This is a genomic window from Alkalitalea saponilacus (assembly GCF_900168165.1).
GTDB lineage: Bacteria > Bacteroidota > Bacteroidia > Bacteroidales > Marinilabiliaceae > Natronoflexus > Natronoflexus saponilacus.
This window is the reverse complement of record NZ_FUYV01000015.1, coordinates 1-22,798: the sequence shown is the minus strand read 5'-3', so window position 1 is coordinate 22,798 and position 22,798 is coordinate 1. Positions and strand designations below refer to the sequence as shown.

18 protein-coding genes are annotated in these 22,798 nt (G+C 39.3%); 9 read left to right on the top strand and 9 right to left on the bottom strand.

Translation table 11 applies throughout. The features are described from left to right. Nucleotides 1-278: 278 nt before the first annotated feature. The 7 genes from B5X70_RS12180 to rsgA form a co-directional block, all read right to left on the bottom strand. Nucleotides 279-779, bottom strand: a complete 501-nt coding sequence (locus B5X70_RS12180; protein WP_079558183.1) for a hypothetical protein — start codon at nucleotides 777-779, stop codon at nucleotides 279-281. Continuing rightward, complete coding sequence (locus B5X70_RS12175) at nucleotides 776-1,780, bottom strand: beta-ketoacyl-ACP synthase III (RefSeq protein WP_079558182.1); 1,005 nt, start codon at nucleotides 1,778-1,780, stop codon at nucleotides 776-778. The genes B5X70_RS12180 and B5X70_RS12175 overlap by 4 nt, the downstream gene beginning before the upstream one ends. A 305-nt stretch (nucleotides 1,781-2,085) precedes the next feature. Next, nucleotides 2,086-2,271: a 50S ribosomal protein L32 gene (gene rpmF, locus B5X70_RS12170; RefSeq protein ID WP_079558181.1), complete on the bottom strand. Its 186-nt coding sequence runs from the start codon at nucleotides 2,269-2,271 to the stop codon at nucleotides 2,086-2,088. A 12-nt stretch (nucleotides 2,272-2,283) separates the two neighbouring features. Then, a complete protein-coding gene (locus B5X70_RS12165) occupies nucleotides 2,284-2,835 on the bottom strand; it encodes a YceD family protein (RefSeq protein WP_232468277.1) in 552 nt (183 codons plus the stop codon). A 145-nt stretch (nucleotides 2,836-2,980) separates the two neighbouring features. Continuing rightward, nucleotides 2,981-4,135, bottom strand: a complete 1,155-nt coding sequence (locus tag B5X70_RS12160; protein ID WP_079558179.1) for an ATP-binding protein — start codon at nucleotides 4,133-4,135, stop codon at nucleotides 2,981-2,983. Nucleotides 4,136-4,147: 12 nt separating this feature from the next. Beyond that, entirely contained in the window at nucleotides 4,148-6,256 is a 2,109-nt protein-coding gene (locus tag B5X70_RS12155) for an ATP-binding protein (RefSeq protein WP_079558178.1), read from the bottom strand. A gap of 30 nt (nucleotides 6,257-6,286) precedes the next feature. Next, nucleotides 6,287-7,213, bottom strand: a complete 927-nt coding sequence (gene rsgA, locus B5X70_RS12150) for a ribosome small subunit-dependent GTPase A (protein ID WP_079558260.1) — start codon at nucleotides 7,211-7,213, stop codon at nucleotides 6,287-6,289. Nucleotides 7,214-7,909: 696 nt separating this feature from the next. Here rsgA and topA point away from each other — a divergent pair. The 7 genes from topA to porN all read left to right on the top strand — a co-directional run bounded on the left by topA (nucleotide 7,910) and on the right by porN (nucleotide 17,530). After that, nucleotides 7,910-10,342, top strand: coding sequence for a type I DNA topoisomerase (topA, locus tag B5X70_RS12145; RefSeq protein ID WP_079558177.1), 2,433 nt, complete (start codon nucleotides 7,910-7,912; stop codon nucleotides 10,340-10,342). Nucleotides 10,343-10,360: 18 nt separating this feature from the next. Continuing rightward, nucleotides 10,361-11,518, top strand: a complete 1,158-nt coding sequence (locus tag B5X70_RS12140) for an arginase family protein (RefSeq protein ID WP_079558176.1) — start codon at nucleotides 10,361-10,363, stop codon at nucleotides 11,516-11,518. Nucleotides 11,519-11,657: 139 nt separating this feature from the next. Continuing rightward, complete coding sequence (locus tag B5X70_RS12135) at nucleotides 11,658-12,635, top strand: PorP/SprF family type IX secretion system membrane protein (protein WP_079558259.1); 978 nt, start codon at nucleotides 11,658-11,660, stop codon at nucleotides 12,633-12,635. 47 nt (nucleotides 12,636-12,682) lie between these two features. Beyond that, nucleotides 12,683-14,011 carry a T9SS ring complex lipoprotein PorK/GldK gene (gene porK, locus B5X70_RS12130; protein WP_079558175.1) on the top strand — a complete coding sequence of 443 codons (1,329 nt, stop codon included), beginning with the start codon at nucleotides 12,683-12,685 and terminating at the stop codon, nucleotides 14,009-14,011. Nucleotides 14,012-14,051: 40 nt separating this feature from the next. Further along, a complete protein-coding gene (porL, locus tag B5X70_RS12125; protein WP_079558174.1) occupies nucleotides 14,052-15,044 on the top strand; it encodes a type IX secretion system motor protein PorL/GldL in 993 nt (330 codons plus the stop codon). Between the two features lie 38 nt (nucleotides 15,045-15,082). Then, entirely contained in the window at nucleotides 15,083-16,630 is a 1,548-nt protein-coding gene (gene porM / locus B5X70_RS12120) for a type IX secretion system motor protein PorM/GldM (protein WP_079558173.1), read from the top strand. Nucleotides 16,631-16,675: 45 nt separating this feature from the next. Then, nucleotides 16,676-17,530, top strand: a complete 855-nt coding sequence (gene porN / locus B5X70_RS12115) for a type IX secretion system ring subunit PorN/GldN (protein ID WP_079558172.1) — start codon at nucleotides 16,676-16,678, stop codon at nucleotides 17,528-17,530. A gap of 75 nt (nucleotides 17,531-17,605) precedes the next feature. Here porN and B5X70_RS12110 read toward each other — a convergent pair whose 3' ends face one another. Further along, a complete protein-coding gene (locus B5X70_RS12110; protein ID WP_079558171.1) occupies nucleotides 17,606-18,694 on the bottom strand; it encodes a mannose-1-phosphate guanylyltransferase in 1,089 nt (362 codons plus the stop codon). A gap of 391 nt (nucleotides 18,695-19,085) precedes the next feature. Between B5X70_RS12110 and B5X70_RS12105 the strand changes: the two genes are divergently transcribed. Next, on the top strand, nucleotides 19,086-19,826 hold the full coding sequence (locus B5X70_RS12105) for an MlaE family ABC transporter permease (protein ID WP_079558170.1): 741 nt from the start codon (nucleotides 19,086-19,088) through the stop codon (nucleotides 19,824-19,826). Next, nucleotides 19,823-20,575 (top strand): ABC transporter ATP-binding protein, encoded by a 753-nt coding sequence (locus B5X70_RS12100; RefSeq protein WP_079558169.1) that lies wholly within the window; start codon nucleotides 19,823-19,825, stop codon nucleotides 20,573-20,575. Before B5X70_RS12105 ends, B5X70_RS12100 begins: the two co-directional genes overlap by 4 nt. 73 nt (nucleotides 20,576-20,648) lie before the next feature. On the opposite strand, the gene B5X70_RS12095 is transcribed toward B5X70_RS12100, so the two are convergent. Next, complete coding sequence (locus B5X70_RS12095) at nucleotides 20,649-22,061, bottom strand: S41 family peptidase (RefSeq protein WP_079558168.1); 1,413 nt, start codon at nucleotides 22,059-22,061, stop codon at nucleotides 20,649-20,651. Between the last annotated feature and the right edge of the window lie 737 nt (nucleotides 22,062-22,798).

The window sequence follows — 22,798 nt, the reverse complement described above, 5'->3', positions numbered from 1 at the left end:
ATATGTATACATGGATTTTAGTATAAAGTTTCATTTAATTTAATATATCTATCACTCCCATCCGGAAGTTTAGTTTTTTATAAGCCTGGAATATCAAATATTTTGCTTCGTTCAAAAAACTGAAAGTGGTTATTTTTTTATCTGGCAGAGAAGGAATAGCCGCTAAGTTATCGAGTTTTCTCACGATGGCTCGAATTTCTTTGTTGCCATGAATCTAATATCGACTAAATCGCTGGCGATTCAATATTTACTCTTAAATAGCCAATGTGTAAACTCAATTACTTTGTTGTACGTATAGATTTTATAATCTCTTCAAAGGTAATTTGTGGTTGATTTTCAGAATTGTTTTTGATTACAAAAGATATATTCTCTTTGGCTTTGGTAGAAATGGTAACGATGATGGTCTTATTGGAGTCCAGAAAAAGCCATCCTTTCAGGTGGCTTTTTGTGGATATTTTCTCAATATCTGAATATCTGAAAATGCGGGAGTAATCACCAATAGACTTTTTCATCGTTTTTTCCTCTATCTCAAGAATGCCAATTGGGATCATGACTTTCTTCAAATAAAAATTAAAGCCTGTTGAAAGCAACAAAAGCACAAGCCACATTGAAAGGGGGTAAACAATTAGTTTGAATGGTAGCTCAAGAATGCCTATGGCCACACTGAAAAGCATGATAAAACCCAATAACAATACCAGCGAGATAAATAGGATCTGGTTTACCCGACCTAGAAAACCTAATGCGGGTCTTTTGCTACCATATATGATGAACTGTTTCACATTTCATTTGTGTCATATCCCCATTTCAGGTAAAGAGACCCCCAGGTAAATCCGGCTCCAAAAGCTGCCAGGATGATGTTGTCTCCCTTTTTTAGCTGTTTTTCCCATTCGTATAGGCACATGGGAATGGTGGCGGAGGTGGTATTTCCATACCTTTCGATGTTGATCATTACCTTTTGTTTGTCAATACCCATGCGTTGAGCTGTGGCATCAATAATGCGGAGATTTGCCTGATGGGGAACTAACCATGCCAGATCTTCTGGAGCGATGCTGTGTTTTTTCATCATTTCCACAGAAACATCGGCCATATTGGAAACGGCATGTTTAAAAACATGCTTCCCATCCTGAAAAACAAAGTGTTCTTTGTTGTCGATGGTTTCATGAGAAGGTGGATTAACCGATCCCCCTGCCTTCATGTGAAGATATGCTCGTCCGAAACCATCACTCTGTAAAATGCTATCAATGATACCTGTTTCGTCAGAAGATGGCTCCAGAAGGACTACACCTGCTGCATCTCCAAAAAGGACGCAAGTCGTTCTGTCTGTGTAGTCAACAATGGAACTCATTTTATCGGCACCTACCACGAGTACCTTCTTTTTTGCTCCCGCTTCAATGAATTTAGAACCGGTGTCGAGTGCGTACAAGAATCCGGAGCAACCGGCATTCAGATCGAAGCTATGGGCATTCCTGATGTTTAATTTGTCGGAAATGATATTGGCGGTGGCCGGGAATATATGATCGGGTGTGGTGGTTGCACAAATCACCATATCGATCTCTTCAGGTTTTGTGCCGGATTTGTCAAAGATTTGTTTTATGGCTTCAACAGCCATATCAGAGGTTCCTTTTCCTTCGCCTTTGAGAATGTGCCTTTCTTTAATTCCAACCCTGGTCATGATCCATTCGTTGGAAGTGTCAACCATTTTACTCAACTCTTCGTTGTTGAGAATGTAGTCCGGAGCGTACCCGCCAATGGCAGTGATCACAGCTTTCTGTTTTGTCATTTTCAATGCATTGATTAAAGGAGGAGTTGTGAGGTTTAATTCACAAATATTCAAACAGCTACCCGCCAATACCTGTTAGTCCTACCCGATAAATAATTTTAGTTTGAAAATATAAGCGGGAGTGACAAATCATTCCCGGCATGAAAATCTGTTCTGCTGTATACAAAATTACAAAAAGATGTCTGGTGTACAACTGATATTGGTTTTTTCCAGTGTTTTCTGTTGGTGCACAAGCTCTGATGGCGACAAACACAAAAAGGCTGTCTTAAAAATGACAGCCTTAAATCATGATATTTTTGATGTTGTTATGCTGTAACTTCTTTCTCTACAGCTAATTTGCCTCTGTAATATCCACACTCTCCACAAACGGTGTGCAGTTTAACAGCTGAGCCACAGTTTGAACATACACCTAAAGCAGGCATTTCTGCTTTATAATGAGTTCTTCTCTTGTCTCTTCTGGTCTTCGATGTTTTTCTTTTAGGATGTGCCATTTTTCAACCTCTTTACTTGTTTTTATCTAATAATTTCTTCAATTCGTCCCACCTTGGGTCAATCTCTTCTTCGGAATCATCAGCTCCGGGTTCCTGATCTACCAGGTATTCCGATAATTTATTAACCATTTCAGGGTTACAGGTGCTTTTACCTTTTTGGTCAAGACCATGTACATGCTTAATTGGCAACGAGGTGGCAATTACATCATAAATGAATCTGGCCACATTGATTTCATGCTCTGCATGCGGAAGGATGATGATCTCTTCCGATGGTTCATCGTACTCTTCTCCAAAGTTGACATATAGTCTTGACTGACAATTGATTGGCATGTTGACTTCCTCCAGGCAATGATCGCATACTGACTCAATGGTTCCATTGATGTCAAAGTCCAGAATCAGCATTTGTTCGCTCTTTGTCAGATTAACTGTTACCTCTGAATTGCCGTTTTCATAAAGGGCACTTTCAAAAAGTGCGAAAAAGTCCTTGTTAACAGTGTACTTAAACGTGTGTAAACCGTTTTTAAGTCCTTTAAAACCAATATTGTATTCCTTGATCTTTTTCACAATACCCTCCGTAAAAACTGTGCAAAGTTATAAAAATATCATTCTATCCGAAAAAAAAACTGTTTTTATTTTCCCATTTTGACAAGCAGAGTGATTCCTTATGCCTTTAATCATCAGAAAAAGAGATGATAAATAATTTTTCACTTCAGACTTCTGAAGGTAAAACAACTCTGAACGTGGTTCCTTTGTTAGGAACTGAACTTAGTATGCTGATTTTTCCTTTGTGATAATGTTCAATTATTCTGTGACTTAATGTTAATCCCAGTCCCCAACCTCGCGATTTGGTTGAATAGCCTGGTTTAAAGGCTGTTTTTTGTGTTTGCCTGCTCATTCCCCGACCGGTGTCTGATATGTCAATGAATATCGAATCCTTATGCGATCTGATGAGAATTGATATTTGTCCTTCCCCTTCCATCGCATCAATGGCATTTTTGCATAAATTTTCAACAACCCATTCAAAAAGGGGTTTGCTAAGAGGTATCAGTGGGTTTTTAACCGAATGAACTACCGTAAATGAGACCAGGGAGGAACTCCTTTTTCTCAGGTATGACACCATTGATTCAATTACCTCAATAATGTTTTCTTGTTTCAGATCGGGTTTGGATCCAATTTTTGAGAAACGACTGGTAATGGTTTGCAAACGTTGTATGTCAAAGTGCATCTCTTTAATCAGTTCCGGATCGGTATTTTTCATTGTTAATACATCCATCCATCCCAGCAGAGATGTTGTTGGAGTTCCCAATTGATGTGCTGTCTCTCTGGCCATTCCTACCCAAACCTGATCCTGTTCAAGTTTACGTGCAACGCTGAAGGCAACATAAGCCACCAGCATAAAAACAAAGACAATAATCAACTGAACAATGGGAAACCATTGCAATTTCCTAAGTAGTATTGAATCGTGAAAATAGATATACTGAAATTCGTCTTCAGCAAGTTTTACAGGAAAAGGGTCACGGTATCTTTTCATCTTCTCAAGAACTTGCCGTAAATGTTGTTCCTGATTGTTTCTTGGGAGAGACACATTGCGATGGAAGATGATTTCATCTTCATCGGTTGTCACAATCACAGGAACGGTTGTATTGTGTCGCAATATTTCAACAATAAGCGACATGGTTTCGCCGGGTGAAGCATCAATGGCCAGAAGCCTGTTGGCTTCGGCCCATAATTCTATTTTGATCTGTTCCTCCTGTTTGAGTTCAGAAGTTAATCTGTTGGTATATAGTAAAGAAAAAAGACTGATGGCTGCAGCCCCTACAAACAACATAAATTTCCACCATCTTTTTTTATTATAAATCTCCATTTATCAACTTTATTAATTATATCCCCATCTTTGTATGGTTTGATAAACCAGATCGAAGTGAATTGGTTTTGGCAGGAAGTCGGAAGCACCCGCTTGTGTGAGTCTGCTCATAAACTCTTTGTTCATATCTTTCTCCAGCATCATAACAATGATGGGACATTTGGCATTAGTTGTTTTTAAACGGCTGATTAAATCAGTCATTTTCTCTTCAGGCTGAAATGCATCCAACAAAACCAAATGAATTTTTTTGTTTTTCATCAAATCAACCGATTCTGCCGCTGAAGGAGCCACAGTCGCTTCATATCCCAGTTTTGATAATATGTTAACGGTCATTCTCTGGTTCAGCCGATTGTCATCAACAATCATGATGTTAAACTCTTCGGGGATGGAGAGTGGCTCTCGTTTCTCCCTTTCGGATATGGAGGGAAAATTTTGAGTGAGAATTCTTTTAAGTGTAAAAATCGGAATAGGTTTTCGTAAATATATATCGGCACCAAGTCTCCTGGCCAGGCTGGTATTTGATGTATGCAAATCACTACTCTGGATGATGATGAAGAATTCCTTGTGAAGGTGTTGGTTATGAAGCTCGTGCAGAAAATCCAAACCGTTAAGATCAAATCGGTGATCTATTATTATAAGATGATATGATTTATTTTGCTTTAAATGATTAACCGTATCATTGGTAGGAGGTTCAAGTTTAAAATCAACACCCATTGAAATTAAATTTCGCGATAATACTTGCACGTGCAGCTGATTATCTGTTACAACCAGAGCTTTTATCTGGGTAAATGAATGGATCATTGAAAAATCCAGTGATTTTTGATAGCGTTTTGTCTTAAGAGGCAGGGTAAAGCAGATCTCGGTTCCCGGCTGATTCGGATATTCGGAAATGCCCGATGGACTTTGTGCCCAAATTTCGCCCCCCATCAACTGAATGAGTTGTTTACAAATGGTTGTTCCAAGTCCAGTACCACCAAACTGCCTGGCAGATGATTTGTCGGCCTGTGCAAAAGGTTCAAATATATGTTTGATTTTGTCAGGTTTAATCCCAATTCCAGTATCCTTAATACTCATGAGAATCGCAGGATTGCCATGCACTGTCTTGGTGCGGTGAGCAGATATCTCTATTCGCCCATGTGGGGTGAATTTTATGGCATTGTTAAGCAAGTTATTCATTACCTGTCTGATGCGTATGGGGTCGCCAATAAAATCTTCAGGCAGCAGGTTGTTTAGCCGGGTAACAATGGTGATTTTTTTATCTCTTGCAAAAGAAGATAAATCTTTTATGGCGAGATTTACCTCTTCCATGAGGTTAAATGATATGGATTCAATCTCAAATTTTCCGGCTTCCAGTTTGCTGAAATCCAGAATATCGTTGATCAAAGAAAGTAAGGTTTCTGCTGATCGCTTGGCTACGGTAGTCATCTCTTTTTCCTGACCGGCCAATTGAGGTGAACTCAGCAAAAGGTCTGTCATGCCAATAATTCCGTTTAGAGGGGTTCTGAGGTCATGGCTGATGTTGGCAATGAATTCTGTTTGCTGAGGACTCAGTGAAGATTCACTATTTTGAATGAAGGGAGTGAGTTCGTGATAAAATTTGATGACATATTTTTCTGATTGCAGAAAAAATGCAATTTTTTCGTTATAAATAATTCTCTCATTGTTGTCGTTATCGGTTAATACATAGCGGGTACCATTAGACGATACAGACTTTTTCTCCCGAATGTGAAATCTGCTGAACAGAATCTCTTCATCAATCTGAGATCCCTTAATTATATCAGAATCTTCCAACTCAAAAAGTTTAACGGCTGCCTTATTTACTTCCCTGATGCGCTGGTTATTGTCCAGAAGAATGATGCCGGTTGGTAAATATTGAAGCACTTTGCTCAGAGCCTGTTCAGATTGTTGTATCCTCGACTTTTCAATGTTGTGATCCTTGATGTGGATATAATAGAATGTTACAACAAGAATAATGATAAGGAGAGATATAAAGCCTGCAAAATAGGAGTTCTCAAGAAATGATGAGGTGCTTACTCCAGCCGGCAGGGAGAAAATAATGTAAATATTTATTCCTGTCAGAACTAAAATGCTCAGAAATGCAATAATCGTGGATTTCTTCATTATTGGAGTGTTCTGTATATTAATCGTTTCTTATCTGTATTTCTCATCTTTGTTAAGTAAAATACTTATGTAACTATTATATCTCGAAAATGCTATTTCCTCTTCTTCAACAGCTTTTTTAACTGCGCAACCCGGTTCGTGTAAATGTGTGCAATTGTGGAATTGGCATTTATGGGAAACGGCAAAAATCTCCCTGAAGTAGTGATACAGCTCTTCTTTTTCGATCATGATTAGCCCGAAACCTCTGATTCCCGGTGTGTCTATTACATACCCCCCGAATGAGAAAGGATGCATTTCGGCAAAAGTGGTGGTGTGCTTACCGGTATGGTGTGATTCCGATAGTTCACGGGTTTTGAGATTTAGTCCCGGCTCAAGTCTGTTGATCAGGGTGCTTTTACCAACCCCTGAATGACCGCTTATCATTGTTGTCTTGTCCGTCAGAAGTGCTTTTACCTCACTTAAATCGTCCTGAGTTTTGGCGGAAAGAGCCATGGTTTTGTACCCAATATTTTCATAGATCACTTTAAGCTCTTTCATCTGCCGCAGGTGTTTCTCATCGTACCTGTCTACCTTATTAAAAAGAAGCGTTACAGGAATGTTAAAAGCCTCGGCAGAAGTCAAAAAACGATCAATAAATATGGTAGTGGTTATGGGATAGTTAATGGTAACCAGTAATATAGCCTGATCTATATTAGCAGCTAAAATCTGACTTTGTTTAGAAAGATTTGTGGCTTTGCGGATAATGAAGTTTTTTCGAGGTGCAATTTCAGCGATCACACCGTTTCCGGTGCCAGGGTCGGTTTCAAAAGATACCTTGTCGCCAACGGCAACCGGGTTGGTACTTTTAAGGTCGTCTAACCGGAATTTGCCCTTGATGCGACAGGGAATAGGTTCTCCGTCATTTTCTTTTACAAGATACCAGCTGCCGGTGGATTTTATAACTGTGCCTTTCTTCAAAATCTCAGTTTTTTTCAAAAATAATCATTTTCATACTTAATCCAATCAATTATGTATCGAATAGCTCAAAAAAAAATATGTAACTATTTGATTTTATGATAAAGGAGATGTTTATTACACTATATTCTGGTCTTTATTTAAGTTGAAGATGATTACTCGCAAATCTTAAAAACTTTTTATTAACCACCTACGTGGTTAATAAACTGAATGATTTTTGGCCATTAGAATGTAGTCCTTACCTTAATACTTTATTAAAACAGAACAGTTTATCCAAAACATTATTCATAAGATGAATGTTCATCTCCAGAGACTCTGATTTTGCAAAGAACTCAGAAATATCATTAAGATGTTCTTAAACATTTGATCGTATAAAACAATATTTTATAAATTTGCCGCTTGTTATTAAATATGTTATTTTGCCTAAAGTGAAGGGATGCGTTCATGAAATGCGGGTAGAAATGGCAGAATATTTAATAAGTAGGAGGGATTTTTGACCATCAAAAACGTTTAATTCAAACGGAATTAAACTGAAACATGAATGGGTTTTCAGATGATTTCTGTTAAATGCATCATTTCTTTTAATGGGTTAAGATTTATATACTTGATTGATCCCTCCGGTTTATTTGCCTGCACTGCAGAGTCGTATCATCTGTTTTCATCCTCAGGTAAAAGTAATAATTGATTAAGATTATTTAAATGACGCAAAAAGCGAAAGAGAAGGCTTTAAACCTGGTGATAGTTGAGTCACCTGCAAAAGCAAAAACCATTGAAAAGTTTCTGGGGAAAGATTTTTTGGTAAAATCAAGTTACGGACACATCCGAGATTTGGCAAAGAAAGATTTTGGAGTTGATGTTTCAAATAATTACCAACCCCAGTATGTAATATCTTCAGATAAAAAGGATGTTGTAAAAGAGCTTATATCTTTGGTACAACAATCTGAGACGGTATGGCTCGCTTCCGATGAAGACCGCGAAGGAGAAGCCATCGCCTGGCACCTTTATGAGGTGCTCGGACTTACACCGGCACAAACCAAAAGGATCGTGTTTCACGAAATTACCAAAGAAGCGATTCTAAAAGCCATTAAAAACCCTCGTCCAATCGATATCAATCTGGTAGATGCTCAGCAGGCCAGACGGGTTCTCGATCGGTTGGTAGGTTTTGAACTTTCACCAGTACTGTGGAAAAAGGTAAAGCCATCGTTGTCGGCAGGTCGAGTACAATCTGTTGCGGTTCGTTTGCTTGTGGAGCGTGAAAGGGAAATTAATGCTTTTAACGCAGATTCAGCGTTCAGAGTCGTTGCCAGATTCTTTGTTACCGATGAGGATGGCAAAAAGCACGAGTTAAGGGCAGAATTAAATCACAGGTTTAAGACCGAAGAGGAGGCTTTTCAGTTTCTCACCCATTGTAAGAACGGTCAGTTTACGGTCGAGCAGGTAACACGAAAGCCGTTTACCAAAAGTCCGGCAGCGCCATTTACCACATCAACGCTTCAGCAGGAGGCTTCCAGAAAACTGGGCTTCTCAGTCGGTCAAACCATGTCGGTGGCGCAGCGACTTTATGAAGCAGGAAAAATCACCTATATGAGAACCGATTCGGTTAATCTGGCCGATACAGCAGTTTCTGCTGCGGTTCAGAAGATTAAATCAGATATGGGTGAAAAGTATGTGCAAACCCGTCAATTCAAAACAAAAAGCAAAGGAGCCCAGGAGGCTCACGAAGCCATTCGTCCAACATACATCGACAAGGATTCCGTGTCCGGAACGGCTGCCGAACAGAAACTCTACGATTTGATTTATAAGCGTACTCTGGCCAGTCAGATGAGTGATGCACGAATCGAAAGAACCAATGTCAATATTACTGTTTCAGGTTCAACATATAAGTTTCATGCATCTGGTGAGGTGATTCTTTTTGATGGTTTTCTGAAAATGTATATAGAATCCTCCGATGTTGAAAAGGAAGATGAGGAAGCACCGGGGTTTCTGCCTCCTTTAAAGGAACAGGATGTTTTGGGTCTTATGGCTATGGAAGCTAGGGAGCGATGGACTCAAAAACCTCCGAGATACTCAGAAGCTGCTCTGGTTCGTAAACTTGAAGAGCAAGGAATCGGTCGTCCGTCTACTTATGCCCCAACCATCAGTACGATTCAGCAAAGGGGGTATGTGGTGAAAGAGGATCGACCCGGGAACCCCAGAAAATACCGGTTAGTTCAACTCGAAGGAGGTGAGGTGAAGAAAAGCGTTAAAACAGAAAATGCCGGAGCTGAACGATCTAAATTATTCCCTACTGATATTGGTATGGTGGTGAATGATTTCCTGGTTAAATATTTCCCAAATATTGTGGACTATGAGTTTACTGCAAAAGTTGAAAAGGAGTTCGACCAGATAGCAGTTGGTGATGTTCAATGGACTAAAGCAATAGATCAGTTTTATCAACCATTCCATAATCAGGTGGAAGAAACACTTGAAAAATCTGAACGCAATACGGGTGAAAGGGTTCTGGGAACTGATCCCAAAACCGGAAAGCCGGTCATTGTAAGAATTGGCCGTTATGGGCCAATGGCTCAATTGGGGGATACAGAGGCTGAAGATGAAAAACCTGCCTTTGCTTCTTTAACACGGGAACAGAGCATAGAAACCATCACACTTGAAGAGGCCCTTAAGCTGTTTGAATTGCCTAGAGATCTCGGACTTTATGAGGAAAAGAAGGTTGTAGTTGGCATTGGCCGGTTTGGGCCCTATGTCAGGCATGATGGAAAATTCGCCTCTTTGAAGAAAGGCGTGGATGATCCCATGGAAATTTCACTCCAACGAGCCATCGAGCTGATTGAAGAAAAGAGGGAGCGAGACAATAAAAAAATAATTAAGTCGTTTGAAGAAGAGCCGGACCTGCAAATATTGAATGGTCGTTGGGGACCATATATAGGCTATAAAGGCAAAAATTTCAAAATCCCCAAAGAAAAAGATGCAGAGAAATTAACCCTTGAAGAGTGTTTGAAACTGGTTGAGGACGGTGGGAAGAAAGCTCCCGCAACAAAAAAAGCCACAACCAAAAAGAAAACAACCGCAAGTGGGAAGAACACTACTGCATCAAAAAGCACCAAGGCGAAAAAAAGTGCTGCAAAGAAATAGGTTTTTAAAACATTAATCGTGGAGATATTCCATTATTTTGAACCTTGTAATTTTACTTCTGCAGCAATTCCGGGTATAGATATACAGGAATCGCTAAAGGAGCAGGTCTCTTTTTTCAACGGAAAAAAGGAGTGGTTTAAAGATTTCGAGTATGATCTGATTTTGATGGGAGTGCCGGAATCAAGAAATGGAGCCGATAATTTATCCAGTAAAAACAGTCCGGATGAAATCCGTTCTTGGCTTTATTCGCTGAGGGGTTTCGAATCTGAAGTGAGCATTGCTGATCTGGGTAATATCCGTGGCAATACATTGAACGACAGGTATCATGCACTGGAAGAGGCTGTTGACTTTTTGCGGTCAAAAGGATCGGTCGTATTGATTTTGGGTGGGACACAGGATCTTTCATGGTCGGTTTATAAAGCATTGAGTAAGGAAAGTGAGTGCTCTATTGCCATAGCCGATGCACTTATAGATGCCGATGCAAAAGGAGAGGATTTTACTTCCAGGAGCTGGATCAGTTTTTTATTGCAGCAAGCGGAGATTATACCTGAAGATTTAACTGTTTTTGGTGTCCAGAATTATCTGGTATCACCATCACAGGAACAAATAATAACAAGTAAGTTCTTTGATATAGTTCGTCTGGCGGAAATAAGAGGCGATGGAATTGAAAAATGTGAGGCCATTTTACGTGACTCTGATTTTTTCAGCATGGACTTTCGTGTGATAAGAGATCAGCCACAGTTTCATGACAAAAAAATGTCTCCGCATGGATGCGAGCCATATGAGGCTTGCCGAATAATGAGGTATGCAGGTTATAGCGACCGGTTAAAAGTAGTCGGGTTATTTGAAATGCCTGCTGACACAGAGGGGGCAAACAGCATACTAGGCGCAGAACTTATTTGGCATTTTATTGATGGTTACTGCGGTCGTGTATATGATTTTCCGGCATGTTCCGTGGACGCTTATAAATGTTATGTTGTTCAATTTGATGAGTTTGAAGAAGGAATAAAGTTTTATCGAAATCTGAATAATAACAGATGGTGGATGGAGGTGAATCAAAAAATAGTCTCGTGTTATTATGACGATTACCGTCGGGCGTTAAAAAAGGAGTTTCCCGAAAAATGGTGGAGATTATACCTTAAAAGCACAGAAGGACAGAGTGATATGATGCTCTGAAAAAAACTAAAAGTAATAAAAAAATGAAACCTTTGAAGCCCGAATGTAGTATATGAGGTCATGGTTCAGAAAAAAAATAAAACAGAGGTTTAAGTGCAACTTAGATTTGAAAAAGCCGGATACCATATCCGGGGATGGAATGTTTTTTTTCCTTTTTCGATCATTTTGTTCTGTCAGTTTTGTTTTTTTTGTGTTATTTTGCATAACTCCTTTGGCTTATAGTCAAAGTGATCCACAGTTTAGCCAGAATATGTTTAACCCGTTGGTGGTAAATCCTGGCTTTGCAGGACATTCCGGACAGATCAATTTGGTGGCTGTTGACAGGCATCAATGGGTGGGTTTAGAAGGTGCTCCGCGAACAACGGTTGTAGGGGCAGATATGGCGATAAATAATTTTTTTGGAAATCCCGGGGGTGTAGGTTTGGTTGTTATGAATGATGAAATCGGGTTTTTTCGAAATATTACCATTAATGGAAGTATCGCACAAAGATATTTTGTTGGAGATGGCAGAATCGGAGTTGGGTTAACAATTGGATTGTTTAATCAGGTTTTTGATGGGACAAAAGTCAGGACAGGAACCTCCAGTGATTACCATTCTGATGAAGATCCCTCAATTGATCAGATTGAGTATAACGGAACAGCTTTTGATTCAGGGGTTGGCGTATGGTATGAAGATGGAAACATATATGCAGGATTGTCAATTTTGCATTTATTTGAGCCAAAACCAAACTTTAATGAAGAGTTAAACGTATATACACCACGTTCTTTTTATTTTACAGCTGGATATAGCCACACTTTGTATGAAGTTCCGGTTACTTTAAAGCCCTCTTTTTTCCTGAAGAATTCCAGTAATTCATGGCAGTTGGATTTAAACATGAATATGATTTTCAGGGAGCGATATTGGGGCGGATTGTCATACAGAATACAAGATGCGGTTGTTTTATTGGGAGGAGTGGAATTACAAAACGGTCTAAAAATAGGTTACAGTTACGATATAACCACATCAAAACTTAGCCGGGCCGGAAGTGGCGGAAGCCACGAAATTATGGTTGGATACACATTTGATCTATCTCTTAACAGGAGAGAAAAACGATATAGAAGTGTACGTTTTTTATAACATGAGAGTATGAAATTAACAGAACAGTTTAAGAATATCCGAAAACTATGAAGAAAGTACTTGCCCTTTGTATCATTGTACTCACGATTTTAAGCGGATGCGGTAGATCCGGTAATGGTGAGCTTGTTGGGGTTCCACGACGTGCTTCGTTCTATGAACCTGAACCTTATGGAATGCTGTTTATTCCTCAGGGAAGCTTCAACATGGGGTTAAATGATCAGGACATAACCGGGTCGTTGACCACTGAAGTCAGAACAGTTTCTGTTCCCTCATTTTGGATGGATGAAACAGAAATTACAAATACTGAATATCGTCAGTTTGTATACTGGGTTCGAGACAGTATTGCACGTTCAATGTTGGGTGAACAATTTGATGAGTTTTTAATTACCGAAGATCGTTTTGGTAACATCATAGAACCGCCTTTCATTAACTGGCGTACCAGATTGAATTGGAACAACGAAGAATATGCCGAAATATTGGAAGATCTGTTTCTACCTGAGAATGAAAGATTCTTTAGAAGAAAAGAGATCGATACCAGATTGTTGAATTACGAATATGAATGGGTTGACCTACAACAGGCGGCCAGAAGATCCAACAGGTTTAACTTCGAAACCAACTCCTATGAGGGCGAAGTGTACAATCAATTTGGAGAGCGGATTGAGATTGCAGATCGTTCAGCGTTTATCATGAAGGACAGAGTAAATGTATATCCTGATACCTTGGTATGGATTGCCGATTTTACCTACTCTTTCAATGAGCCAATGACCGAAATGTATTTCTGGCATCCCGGATTTGATGAATACCCTGTAGTTGGAGTTGACTGGAAGCAGGCTACTGCCTTCTGTATATGGAGAACTCAATTACTGAATAACTTCCTGCGTTCAAAAGGCCAGCCTGAAGTTATGCAGTACCGTTTACCAAGTGAGGCCGAATGGGAATATGCTGCTCGCGGTGGGTTAAACAGCAACACCTATCCATGGGGTGGACTCTATACCAGGAATGATCAGGGATGTTTCCTTGCGAACTTCAAACCTCTGCGTGGACGCTATGGTGATGACGGAGGAATGTATACCATGCAGGTAGGGTCCTTTGCTCCAAACGATTTCGGATTATATGACATGGCAGGGAATGTTGCGGAGTGGACTTCAAGTGCTTTTGATGAATCTTCATACAGTTTCATGCACGACATGAGCCCTACTTATAAATATAATGCATTGCCCGGAGATCATCATGTGATGAAACGTAAGGTAGTGAGAGGTGGATCCTGGAAAGACATTGGTTTCTTTCTTCAGAACAGTACTCGTACATACGAATATCAGGATTCTGCGAAATCCTATATTGGATTCCGTTGTGTAAGAGATTATATTGGTAACTAGTTTGAGCTTTAAGTATTAACCCACGATAATAAAGAGAAAAATGAGTGGAAGTGGTTTTTTTGGAAGTCCGGCCTATAAAAAAATAATGGCTAAGACATACGGAATCGGTGCAGCAGTAGTGATTTTGGGAGCGTTATGGAAGATTTTGCACTGGCCTGGAGCTGACTATATGTTGATGGCAGGACTAGGTACAGAGGCATTAATATTTTTTCTTTCTGCTTTCGAACCCCCACATGAGATGCCCGATTGGAGCTTGGTTTACCCCGAACTTGTTGGTCTTGAACCCCGCGAATCAAAAGTGAGTCTGAATGCCGGAGGTGGTGGAGTTGCAGTAGGAGGTGGTGGAGGAAGCGAACTTGCAGCTCTTATACAGGGAGGTCATTTGGACGTTTCAACTGTTGAAAAGCTTAGTGAAGGGATAAAGAAACTATCTCAAACTGCAAGTAGTCTTTCAAATCTTAGCGAAGCAAGTATGGCAACTGAGGCATACTTACAAGCTATGAAATCAGCATCAGACAGCGTTGGCAGTTTTGCCGGTGTGTCTTCAAAACTTGGAGAATCAGCAGAATCTTTAGCCAGTTCTTTTGTAAATACTGCTCAATCGGTTTCATCATCTGGAACACAGTTTTCTCAGAAATTAACAGCTACCGGAGAGTCATTTGTTGATGTTTTGAAAGAGAGTGGCGATAAACTGGTACAATCATATCAGGCTCTTGGAGAGTCTATGACCACGCAGGTTGAGAAAGTTTCCGGCGATGGTGCAAAATACACTGAAGGGTTGGCTTCTGCCAATCAAAAATTGGCAGCCATTAACTCTGCTTATGAATTGCAATTATCCAGTATTAACGATCAGGTTCAGTCATCTCAACAATTAACAAAAAGCCTTGGAGATATTTCTCAACACATGAGCCAATCGGTTTCTGACACAGCTGCATATAAGCAGGAAGTAGCAAATTTAACCAAAACGTTAGGCGACCTTAACTCCATTTACGGAAACATGTTGAGCGCAATGAGCGTAGGTGGTAATAAGTAGGATAACCTTAATCACAAGATATTAAAGAACTTTGAATTATGGCTGGAGGAAACTGTCCTGAAACACCGCGGCAAAAGATGATTGGGATGATGTATCTCTTTCTTACTGCGATGCTTGCGTTAAATGTTTCAGCAGAATTATTAAATGCTTTTATTCTGGTAGATAGAAGTATTCTGCAAGCTAAGGAGTCTGTGGAAGCTAAGAATGAAGAGCTATATAGACAATTTGCAGAAGGAGCCCTTTTAAATCCAAGAGTAGAAGAGTTTTATGAGGAAGCTTTACAGGTGAGGGAAAAAGCCGATTTCCTAGTTGACTATATTCAGGGAATCAAACTTTTACTGGTGCATACAGCTGATGGTCCAAGCTATACAGTGGAAAATTATAAATCGAAGAACAACACCAGTGTTGTAGGTCAGCTACTGTTATCAGAACCATCAGGACGCCGTCGAAGTGATACTCTTAAAAACCATATAAATGATTATAGAGAGCTATTATCAAGCCTTGTTGAAGGAGATACAGCTTTAATTGCCCGTATTAATACCAATCTTTCTACAGCCGATCCCGAACCTCGGGAAGGAGTTCAAAGAAGTTGGGAGGATTCAAAGTTTTATTATGTTCCAATGGCCGGATCAATGGCTATGTTAAGCCAGATTCAGGCTGATGTGCGTAATATGGAAGCTGATGTAGTTCGTCATTTGTTTATGAGGGTTGATGAAGGAACCTTCAGATTTAATAAAATTGGGCCTTTGGTGATTCCAAGTTCGCAACATGTTATGAGAGGTGATACTTATCGGGCTGAAATTATGATGGCCGCATATGATGATGAGTTTCCACCGCGAGTTATCTTTAACGGACAGGAACTCAGGACTGCTGATGGACGTGGAATTCTTGAAATCCCGGCATCCAGATTGGGGGACAACTCATGGCAGGCTGAGATATCCATAATGGGTCCTGAAGGCTGGACTACACCACAGCAGGTAGGAGGTCAGTTTCATGTGATGGAGCCAAACGTAGTGGTGTCACCAACCAAAATGAATGTGTTTTACGAAGGGGTAGAAAATCCTGTTGAGATATCTGCACCGGGAGTTCCTTCTGAAAGATTGAGGGTCAACATCTCTAATGCAACATATACGCGACGTGGAAATGAATACATAGTGCAACCCAATGCCGGCTCTGCAGGTAGAGAAGCTGTTGTAACAGTTACCACTGAAATTAACGGGAGAATGCAAAATCTAGGAAGTCGTAATTTCAGGATTAACAGAGTGCCTAACCCGGTTGCAAAAGTCGGTGGAGTTAGTGAGGGAGCCATTGCTAGGCAGGTGCTTCTTGCTCAGATGGGAATTGTTGCGGATATGGAGAATTTTGATTTTGACCTTACATTCCGGGTAACTCAATTCCGTGTTTCTACCGTTCAAAGAGGTTTTATGGTAGACCAACGTTCGAGCAATAACATGTTTACTGAAGAGCAAAAGGACTTAATTAGAGCTGCCACAAGAGGACAACGTATCATTATTGATGACATTCGTGCTGTTGGGCCTGATGGAAGAACACGGAACTTAAGTTCCATTACTCTAACGATAGATTAACTATATAAGATTGAAAAAACTTTAGAATTACTAAAACATACAACCATGAGAAAACAGGTATTTCTTCTAGTAAGTGTATTTATTTTCGGTTTATTGATTCTGCCTGCAGAGTCTTTCAGCCAGAGAGATGGCAGACCGGTAGATAATATTTTCGAAAAGGAACACATTACAAACAAAAGACCAATTCCTTATCCATCTATTAGAGAGGCGGACATTATCTGGTCTAAAAGAATATGGCGAATCATTGATTTACGTGAAAAAATCAATCTGCCCCTATATTATCCCATTGCTCCTGCAGATGACCGTTATAGCTTGGTTGGTCTCTTAATGCATGGTATTCAGTATGAAGGTCTACCAGCATATAGTACTACCGATGATGAATTTCGCGTGAGAATTGGAATTAATGAGGTGAATGAAGTCATGGGGGCTACCACTGAGCTTACAGAGGTGTATAATCCGGATACCGATACATATGTGGAGATGGAAGTTACAAGAGACGTTCGGTACGATGAGGTAAGACAGGTTATGGTAAAAGAAGTGTGGTTTTTCGATAAGAACTATAGCCGGATGGACGTGCGCATCTTAGGACTTTGCCCAATCAGAGAAGAGGTTAATGAAGCTGGAGAAGTTGTTCGTCGTCAGACTTTCTGGATAAACTTCCCTGAAGCGAGAGATCTGTTTGCTCGTCACGAGGTGTTCAATCCCATTAATGATGCCCAGCGTCGCTCTTTTGATGACATCTTTATCAAAAGGTATTTCAGCAGTTACATTGTTCAGGAGTCAAACGTTCATCAAAATCGCAGCATTGAAGAGTATGCTGTAGGTATTGAAGCAATCCTGGAATCTCAAAGAATTCGTGATGAAATATTCACCTTCGAGCATGATCTTTGGGAATGGTAGGAGTGAGTTTTTTAAATAATGTTTTCTCTGAGTTGAAAAAATAATAAGGGGGTTGTCATGCGACAACCCCTTTTTTTATAAACTGGAATCTCCGAATTCAGTTTTTATATCTGTAGTAAATTGTCTTATTTGTTGTTCATTGTCTTTAGGGCAAATCAATATTGCATCTGAGGAATCTACAACTATATAATCATTGAGTCCTTGAATCACTGCAACTTTATCCTTTGGAACGTTTACAATACTATTTTGGGTATCATATAATAGTGCTTTACCGCAAATAACAGCATTGTCATTCTTATCCTGGGGTGAGTATTCATAAAGAGACGACCAGGTTCCAAGATCAGACCAACCGAAATCAACTGTCTGTACATACACATTGGTTGCTTTTTCCATTACACCATAGTCAATAGATATGTTTTTGCATTCGGCATAGGTTCTGTTGATGATCTCTGGTTCGTTTTTTGCCCCGATGTGTTCATCAAGCTTGGCAAAAAGCTTGTGTACATCATTTAGATGGTCAGAAAAAGCCTGATCAATTGACGATAGCGACCATATAAATATGCCGCTGTTCCAAAAGAATTCTCCGCTTTCAAAAAATACTTTTGCAAGTTCTAAGTCTGGTTTTTCAGTGAAGGTTTTTACTTTACTGAAATTTTTAAATTCTGTGTTGTTCTCATCTCCAACCTGAATATATCCGTAGCCCGTTTCCGGCCGATGTGGTTTAATGCCCAATGTTAATAGTACATCCTGATTGTCCACGAACTCAACCCCTTTTTTTATGGAATCAATAAATTTGTTCTCGTTAAGGATCAGGTGATCGGCAGGCGTTACAACAATGTTTGCATCTTTGTTTTTTGATCTTATCCATGCATTTGCGTATGCAATGCATGGAGCAGTATTTCTTCTGAACGGTTCAAGCAACACCTGATCTTCGGTTAATTCTGGTACCTGTTCAAGTACTTTGCTTTTGTACTCATTGCTTGTTACAACAAGGAAGTTTTCCACTGGGCATAATGGCAGGAATCTTTCAAAGGTCTGTCGAATCAAACTTTTTCCGGTTCCCAGAATATCAAGAAATTGCTTGGGTGTTGAACTTTTACTCAATGGCCAAAATCGACTACCGACGCCTCCGGCCATGATGATGCAATATGTGTTTTTATCCATTTTAATGATGTTTATATGTTATATATTTCTATGAATCCTTTTAAAGTAATAGTCTCAGTGGCTTAAATTCTATTAGCGCGTATGTAAGGTTATGAAAATGTGATGTTATATATTAAAATACGGAGTGTTTTTTAATATTTCAACAAGCCTCCTTTTTTTTTAGAATAACATACCATGTTGAGCAGAATATATACTCATAAAATTCGTACCATTCTTCAAAAATAGCAACCATTTGTCTTTTTTTAAAACTTCTGACTATATTTAGATTTTCTTTTTGTGTGCTGACTGGAAATATGATGCGTTATGGCAGGTTATTCAGCACATTAGTTATTCGCAATTAGTTTTGCATACGATCATCTGTATCGTGCTTTTAAATTTTAGTAAAGTAATTATGAGTTTTTTATTTCATATAGGACGTTACGCAATGTTTGTGAAACAGGTTTTTGGCAGGCCTGTGAAACATCGTATTTTTTTTAAGCAGATCGTGCGTGAAATGGATGTTTTGGGTTTGAGTTCAGTGGGCATTGTGGTGATTATCTCTTTTTTTATGGGTGCTGTCATAACACTTCAAACAGCCTATAACATCGATTTGCCAATCATCCCGAAATACGCGATTGGTCTGGCTGCCCGCGACTCCATTATATTGGAGTTTTCAAGCACCATTGTCAGTTTAATTCTGGCCGGAAAAGTTGGCTCTCATATAGCATCAGAAATTGGAACCATGCGTGTTACCGAACAGATTGATGTGCTTGATGTGATGGGAATAAATTCAGCCGGATACCTTGTTTTACCAAAGGTGATGGCTTTGATTATAATGATTCCTTTTTTGGTTATCATCAGCATGGGAGTTGGAATTATTGGGGGATGGACAGCTGGAACAACAACGGGGGTTGTACCCTCAGATGAATTTATTTACGGGATACAATATATGTTTATACCGTTTTACATTACCTATTCCTTAATTAAGTCGGTGGTTTTTGCATTTCTTATCACAACCATTGCTGGTTATTGGGGGTATTATTCAACAGGCGGATCTCTTGAAGTGGGACGATCAAGCACCCGTGCTGTTGTTATAAGCAGCATCCAGATCCTATTATTTAATCTGATTTTAACGCAGCTTTTATTGGCATGATTGAAGCACGAAACATTATAAAATCCTTTGATGGTAAGACAATATTAAAGGATGTATCAGCAGTTTTTAAACCAGGGCAAACCAACCTGATCATTGGTCAAAGTGGTTCGGGTAAAACTGTTTTTCTGAAGTCGTTGGTAGGTTTGCATGAAGTAGATTCGGGTGATATTTTATATGATGACAGAGATTTTACACGAATGCCCGATAAGGATCGCATAAAAGTTCGACAGGAGATGGGGATGCTGTTTCAGGGATCGGCTCTGTTTGACTCGTTAACCGTTGAGGAAAACGTACGTTTTCCTCTTGATATGTTTACAAAACAAAAGCTGGATGAGCGTCGTGAGAGAGCCAATTTCTGCCTGAAGAGGGTTAATCTTGAAAATGTGAATCACCTATATCCTTCCGAGATCAGTGGAGGAATGCAGAAGCGAGTTGCCATTGCCCGTGCCATTGCGCTTAACCCAAGATATTTATTTTGTGATGAACCCAATTCCGGATTGGATCCAAAAACGGCCATTGTAATTGATGAACTGATTCAGGAAATTACTAAGGAATATAACATGACTACCATCGTAAATACACATGATATGAATTCCGTTTTGGGTATAGGTGAACACATCATATTTATTTTTAATGGCGAAAAATATTGGGAAGGAAGCAGTCAGGATATTTTTCAAAGCGACAATAAGGAGTTGAATGATTTTATTTTTGCATCCAAATTCTTTAGAAAAATAAAGGATAAATTATAACGCTAAAGACTTGAACGATTCATAGTCCTCGGAACCCGGTGCCTATCAAAGCCTGAGGCTCTATGAGCTTTTATTAAAAATCACCCGAAGTCCGTTCTGAAATCATTAATCCATGATAGGTACTCAGAATGTCTTTAAGTTTAACTGCTTTCGATGATCTGAGACTTGATCGTTTTAACTCCGCATCAGATAAAATTGGACTACCGGTTTCAATGATGGACAAAACGTTGGCAATAAAAAACTCCTCTTTTTCACCAAGTTGAGCGCCTTCGTCAAAAAGATGGACGGCATACATGTCGTCATCGATTGTAAATGTTGGTGGTAAGCCTTGCTGGTAGTTGATGTTGTTTTTAATGTTTTCTGCACGAAACACGATTGGTTGAATGGCCCAATTGTGCCTTCGCATATGAGGGTTTTGATTGTTGTCAGAAATGATTACTGATCCATAATATTTACCATATGTGTTTTCCCCAACCTGAATGATGTCAATGTATGGTTCAAGACCATAAATAACCATTTCACTGGCTGAAGCTGTTCTGTCAGTAGTCAAAACAAAGAGGCGATTTAATCCTAAGTTAAAACCTTGTTCTTCAAACTTAACTGCATCATTGAAACTTGAAAGGTTCGAATTCCATCTTTCAAATATAAATGTCTCGTCAGCCAGATCAGCAGATCCAATTAAACTCGCAAGGGTGACGGCAGATCCCACATGACCTCCACCATTGTACCTAAGATCCAGAATCAGTTCATCAACTCCTGCTTCATGAAATCTACTGAATGTATTTACTATCGCTGTATCGAAGTTGTTGATGAATGATCCGTAGGCCAGATAGCCAATTTTTAAACCGCTGGCCTCAATGATACTGGTCGATAATATCGGGTGGGAACTGAAATTTTCAACAGCAGAGATGTTTACTTCAGGATCAAGTTTTACAATGTCTCCATCAATAATTTGCCCCATTGTAAGGGTTACATCATCAAGCGACAACAATTGCTGATAGTTAATATCGGTAATAGTTTGCCCATTGATTTTATAAAACATGTCGCCTCTTTTTAGTCCTGCCTGTTCGGCAGGCGAGTCACGATAAACAAACTGAACAAAAGCTACTACCTGGTTGGAGCCTTCCTTAAAATAGTAAGGAGCTATTGAGTAGCCTTTGCTTTTTGCTATGCCCTGGAGGTAGTTTTCAAGTTCGGTGATGTTATCAGTAATGAACGACCATCTGTCATCCGGCTCCTTAAGAAGCTTGTAAAAGTATTTTTCCGGATCGGGTTCGGTTTTGTAATCTATATCAGGCATCTCCTTATTCCAAAAGTACGCCAGATTCATATAGTAGGAAATAAATTGGTTGATATTTAATATGCCTGATGGTATTTCTTCTATATTACCGGGATTTATTTCATCGTCTTTTTTACAGGATGATAAAATGAGAAATATTCCTGTTGCGAACAGGAATATTATTTTTATGTATTTAGTTGCTTTCATTATTATAATAGGTCTTTAGCTTCTTCTATGATTTTAATCGTCAAACGTTTACAAACCTATGGCCGTGCTATTCAATCAGCTGATAATAAAAAACTCACTTGCATCTCCCCCCTAGGGGACGGGGGCGAAAACATCTAATCCCGAATGTCTCGCGAAAAGTCTTACGATCTATTGTTATTAAAGAGCTGCTTTTTTTAAAGGAAAATAGTGCTGATTTTTACATGTGCAAATTTAATTCCATTTTCCTGATGTTTGCTAAATCAAGAATCAAAATACGATGTTTTGATTCTTCAAGAACTATAATGCATGTTGCTTTAGATTGATTCATTGTGGATTGACATTTTTTAAGATAAATAAAAGCAAATAACATTTGGAAACCCCGATAAGAACCTCTACTTTTGCAGCCGCTTCTTAAGAAGGTTAAGGGGCGCCTAAGACTGAAATTAGGATATTGAATTTTACTGTTTTTTTTGGTTAAAAGAGGGCTGATTAGATTTTATTTAATTGGTTTTCAGCTTAGCGTAAAAAACTTCAAAAAAAGTTCAATAATATTTTGGAAAAGGGAAATAAAATTGTTTATCTTTGCAGCCGCTTTCCGCTAAGGGGAGTGGGATAGAAAGGGATTAAGTTCCCGACTATTTGAAGAAAGAAGATATAAGAAAACGTTCTTTGACAATATTGATGCAATACCAAAAGATCTAAGGTTAGACAAAAATTTAATTTAGGAATATCCTTGA

Excerpts from the sequence above, each read along its gene's own strand:
- B5X70_RS12175 (WP_079558182.1), bottom strand. The coding sequence starts at position 1,780 with ATGACAAAACAGAAAGCTGTGATCACTGCCATTGGCGGGTACGCTCCG.
- rpmF (WP_079558181.1), bottom strand. The coding sequence starts at position 2,271 with ATGGCACATCCTAAAAGAAAAACATCGAAGACCAGAAGAGACAAGAGA.
- B5X70_RS12160 (WP_079558179.1), bottom strand. The coding sequence starts at position 4,135 with ATGGAGATTTATAATAAAAAAAGATGGTGGAAATTTATGTTGTTTGTA.
- B5X70_RS12155 (WP_079558178.1), bottom strand. The coding sequence starts at position 6,256 with ATGAAGAAATCCACGATTATTGCATTTCTGAGCATTTTAGTTCTGACA.
- topA (WP_079558177.1), top strand. The coding sequence starts at position 7,910 with ATGACGCAAAAAGCGAAAGAGAAGGCTTTAAACCTGGTGATAGTTGAG.
- B5X70_RS12135 (WP_079558259.1), top strand. The coding sequence starts at position 11,658 with ATGTTTTTTTTCCTTTTTCGATCATTTTGTTCTGTCAGTTTTGTTTTT.
- porK (WP_079558175.1), top strand. The coding sequence starts at position 12,683 with ATGAAGAAAGTACTTGCCCTTTGTATCATTGTACTCACGATTTTAAGC.
- porL (WP_079558174.1), top strand. The coding sequence starts at position 14,052 with ATGAGTGGAAGTGGTTTTTTTGGAAGTCCGGCCTATAAAAAAATAATG.
- porM (WP_079558173.1), top strand. The coding sequence starts at position 15,083 with ATGGCTGGAGGAAACTGTCCTGAAACACCGCGGCAAAAGATGATTGGG.
- porN (WP_079558172.1), top strand. The coding sequence starts at position 16,676 with ATGAGAAAACAGGTATTTCTTCTAGTAAGTGTATTTATTTTCGGTTTA.
- B5X70_RS12110 (WP_079558171.1), bottom strand. The coding sequence starts at position 18,694 with ATGGATAAAAACACATATTGCATCATCATGGCCGGAGGCGTCGGTAGT.
- B5X70_RS12105 (WP_079558170.1), top strand. The coding sequence starts at position 19,086 with ATGAGTTTTTTATTTCATATAGGACGTTACGCAATGTTTGTGAAACAG.
- B5X70_RS12100 (WP_079558169.1), top strand. The coding sequence starts at position 19,823 with ATGATTGAAGCACGAAACATTATAAAATCCTTTGATGGTAAGACAATA.
- B5X70_RS12095 (WP_079558168.1), bottom strand. The coding sequence starts at position 22,061 with ATGAAAGCAACTAAATACATAAAAATAATATTCCTGTTCGCAACAGGA.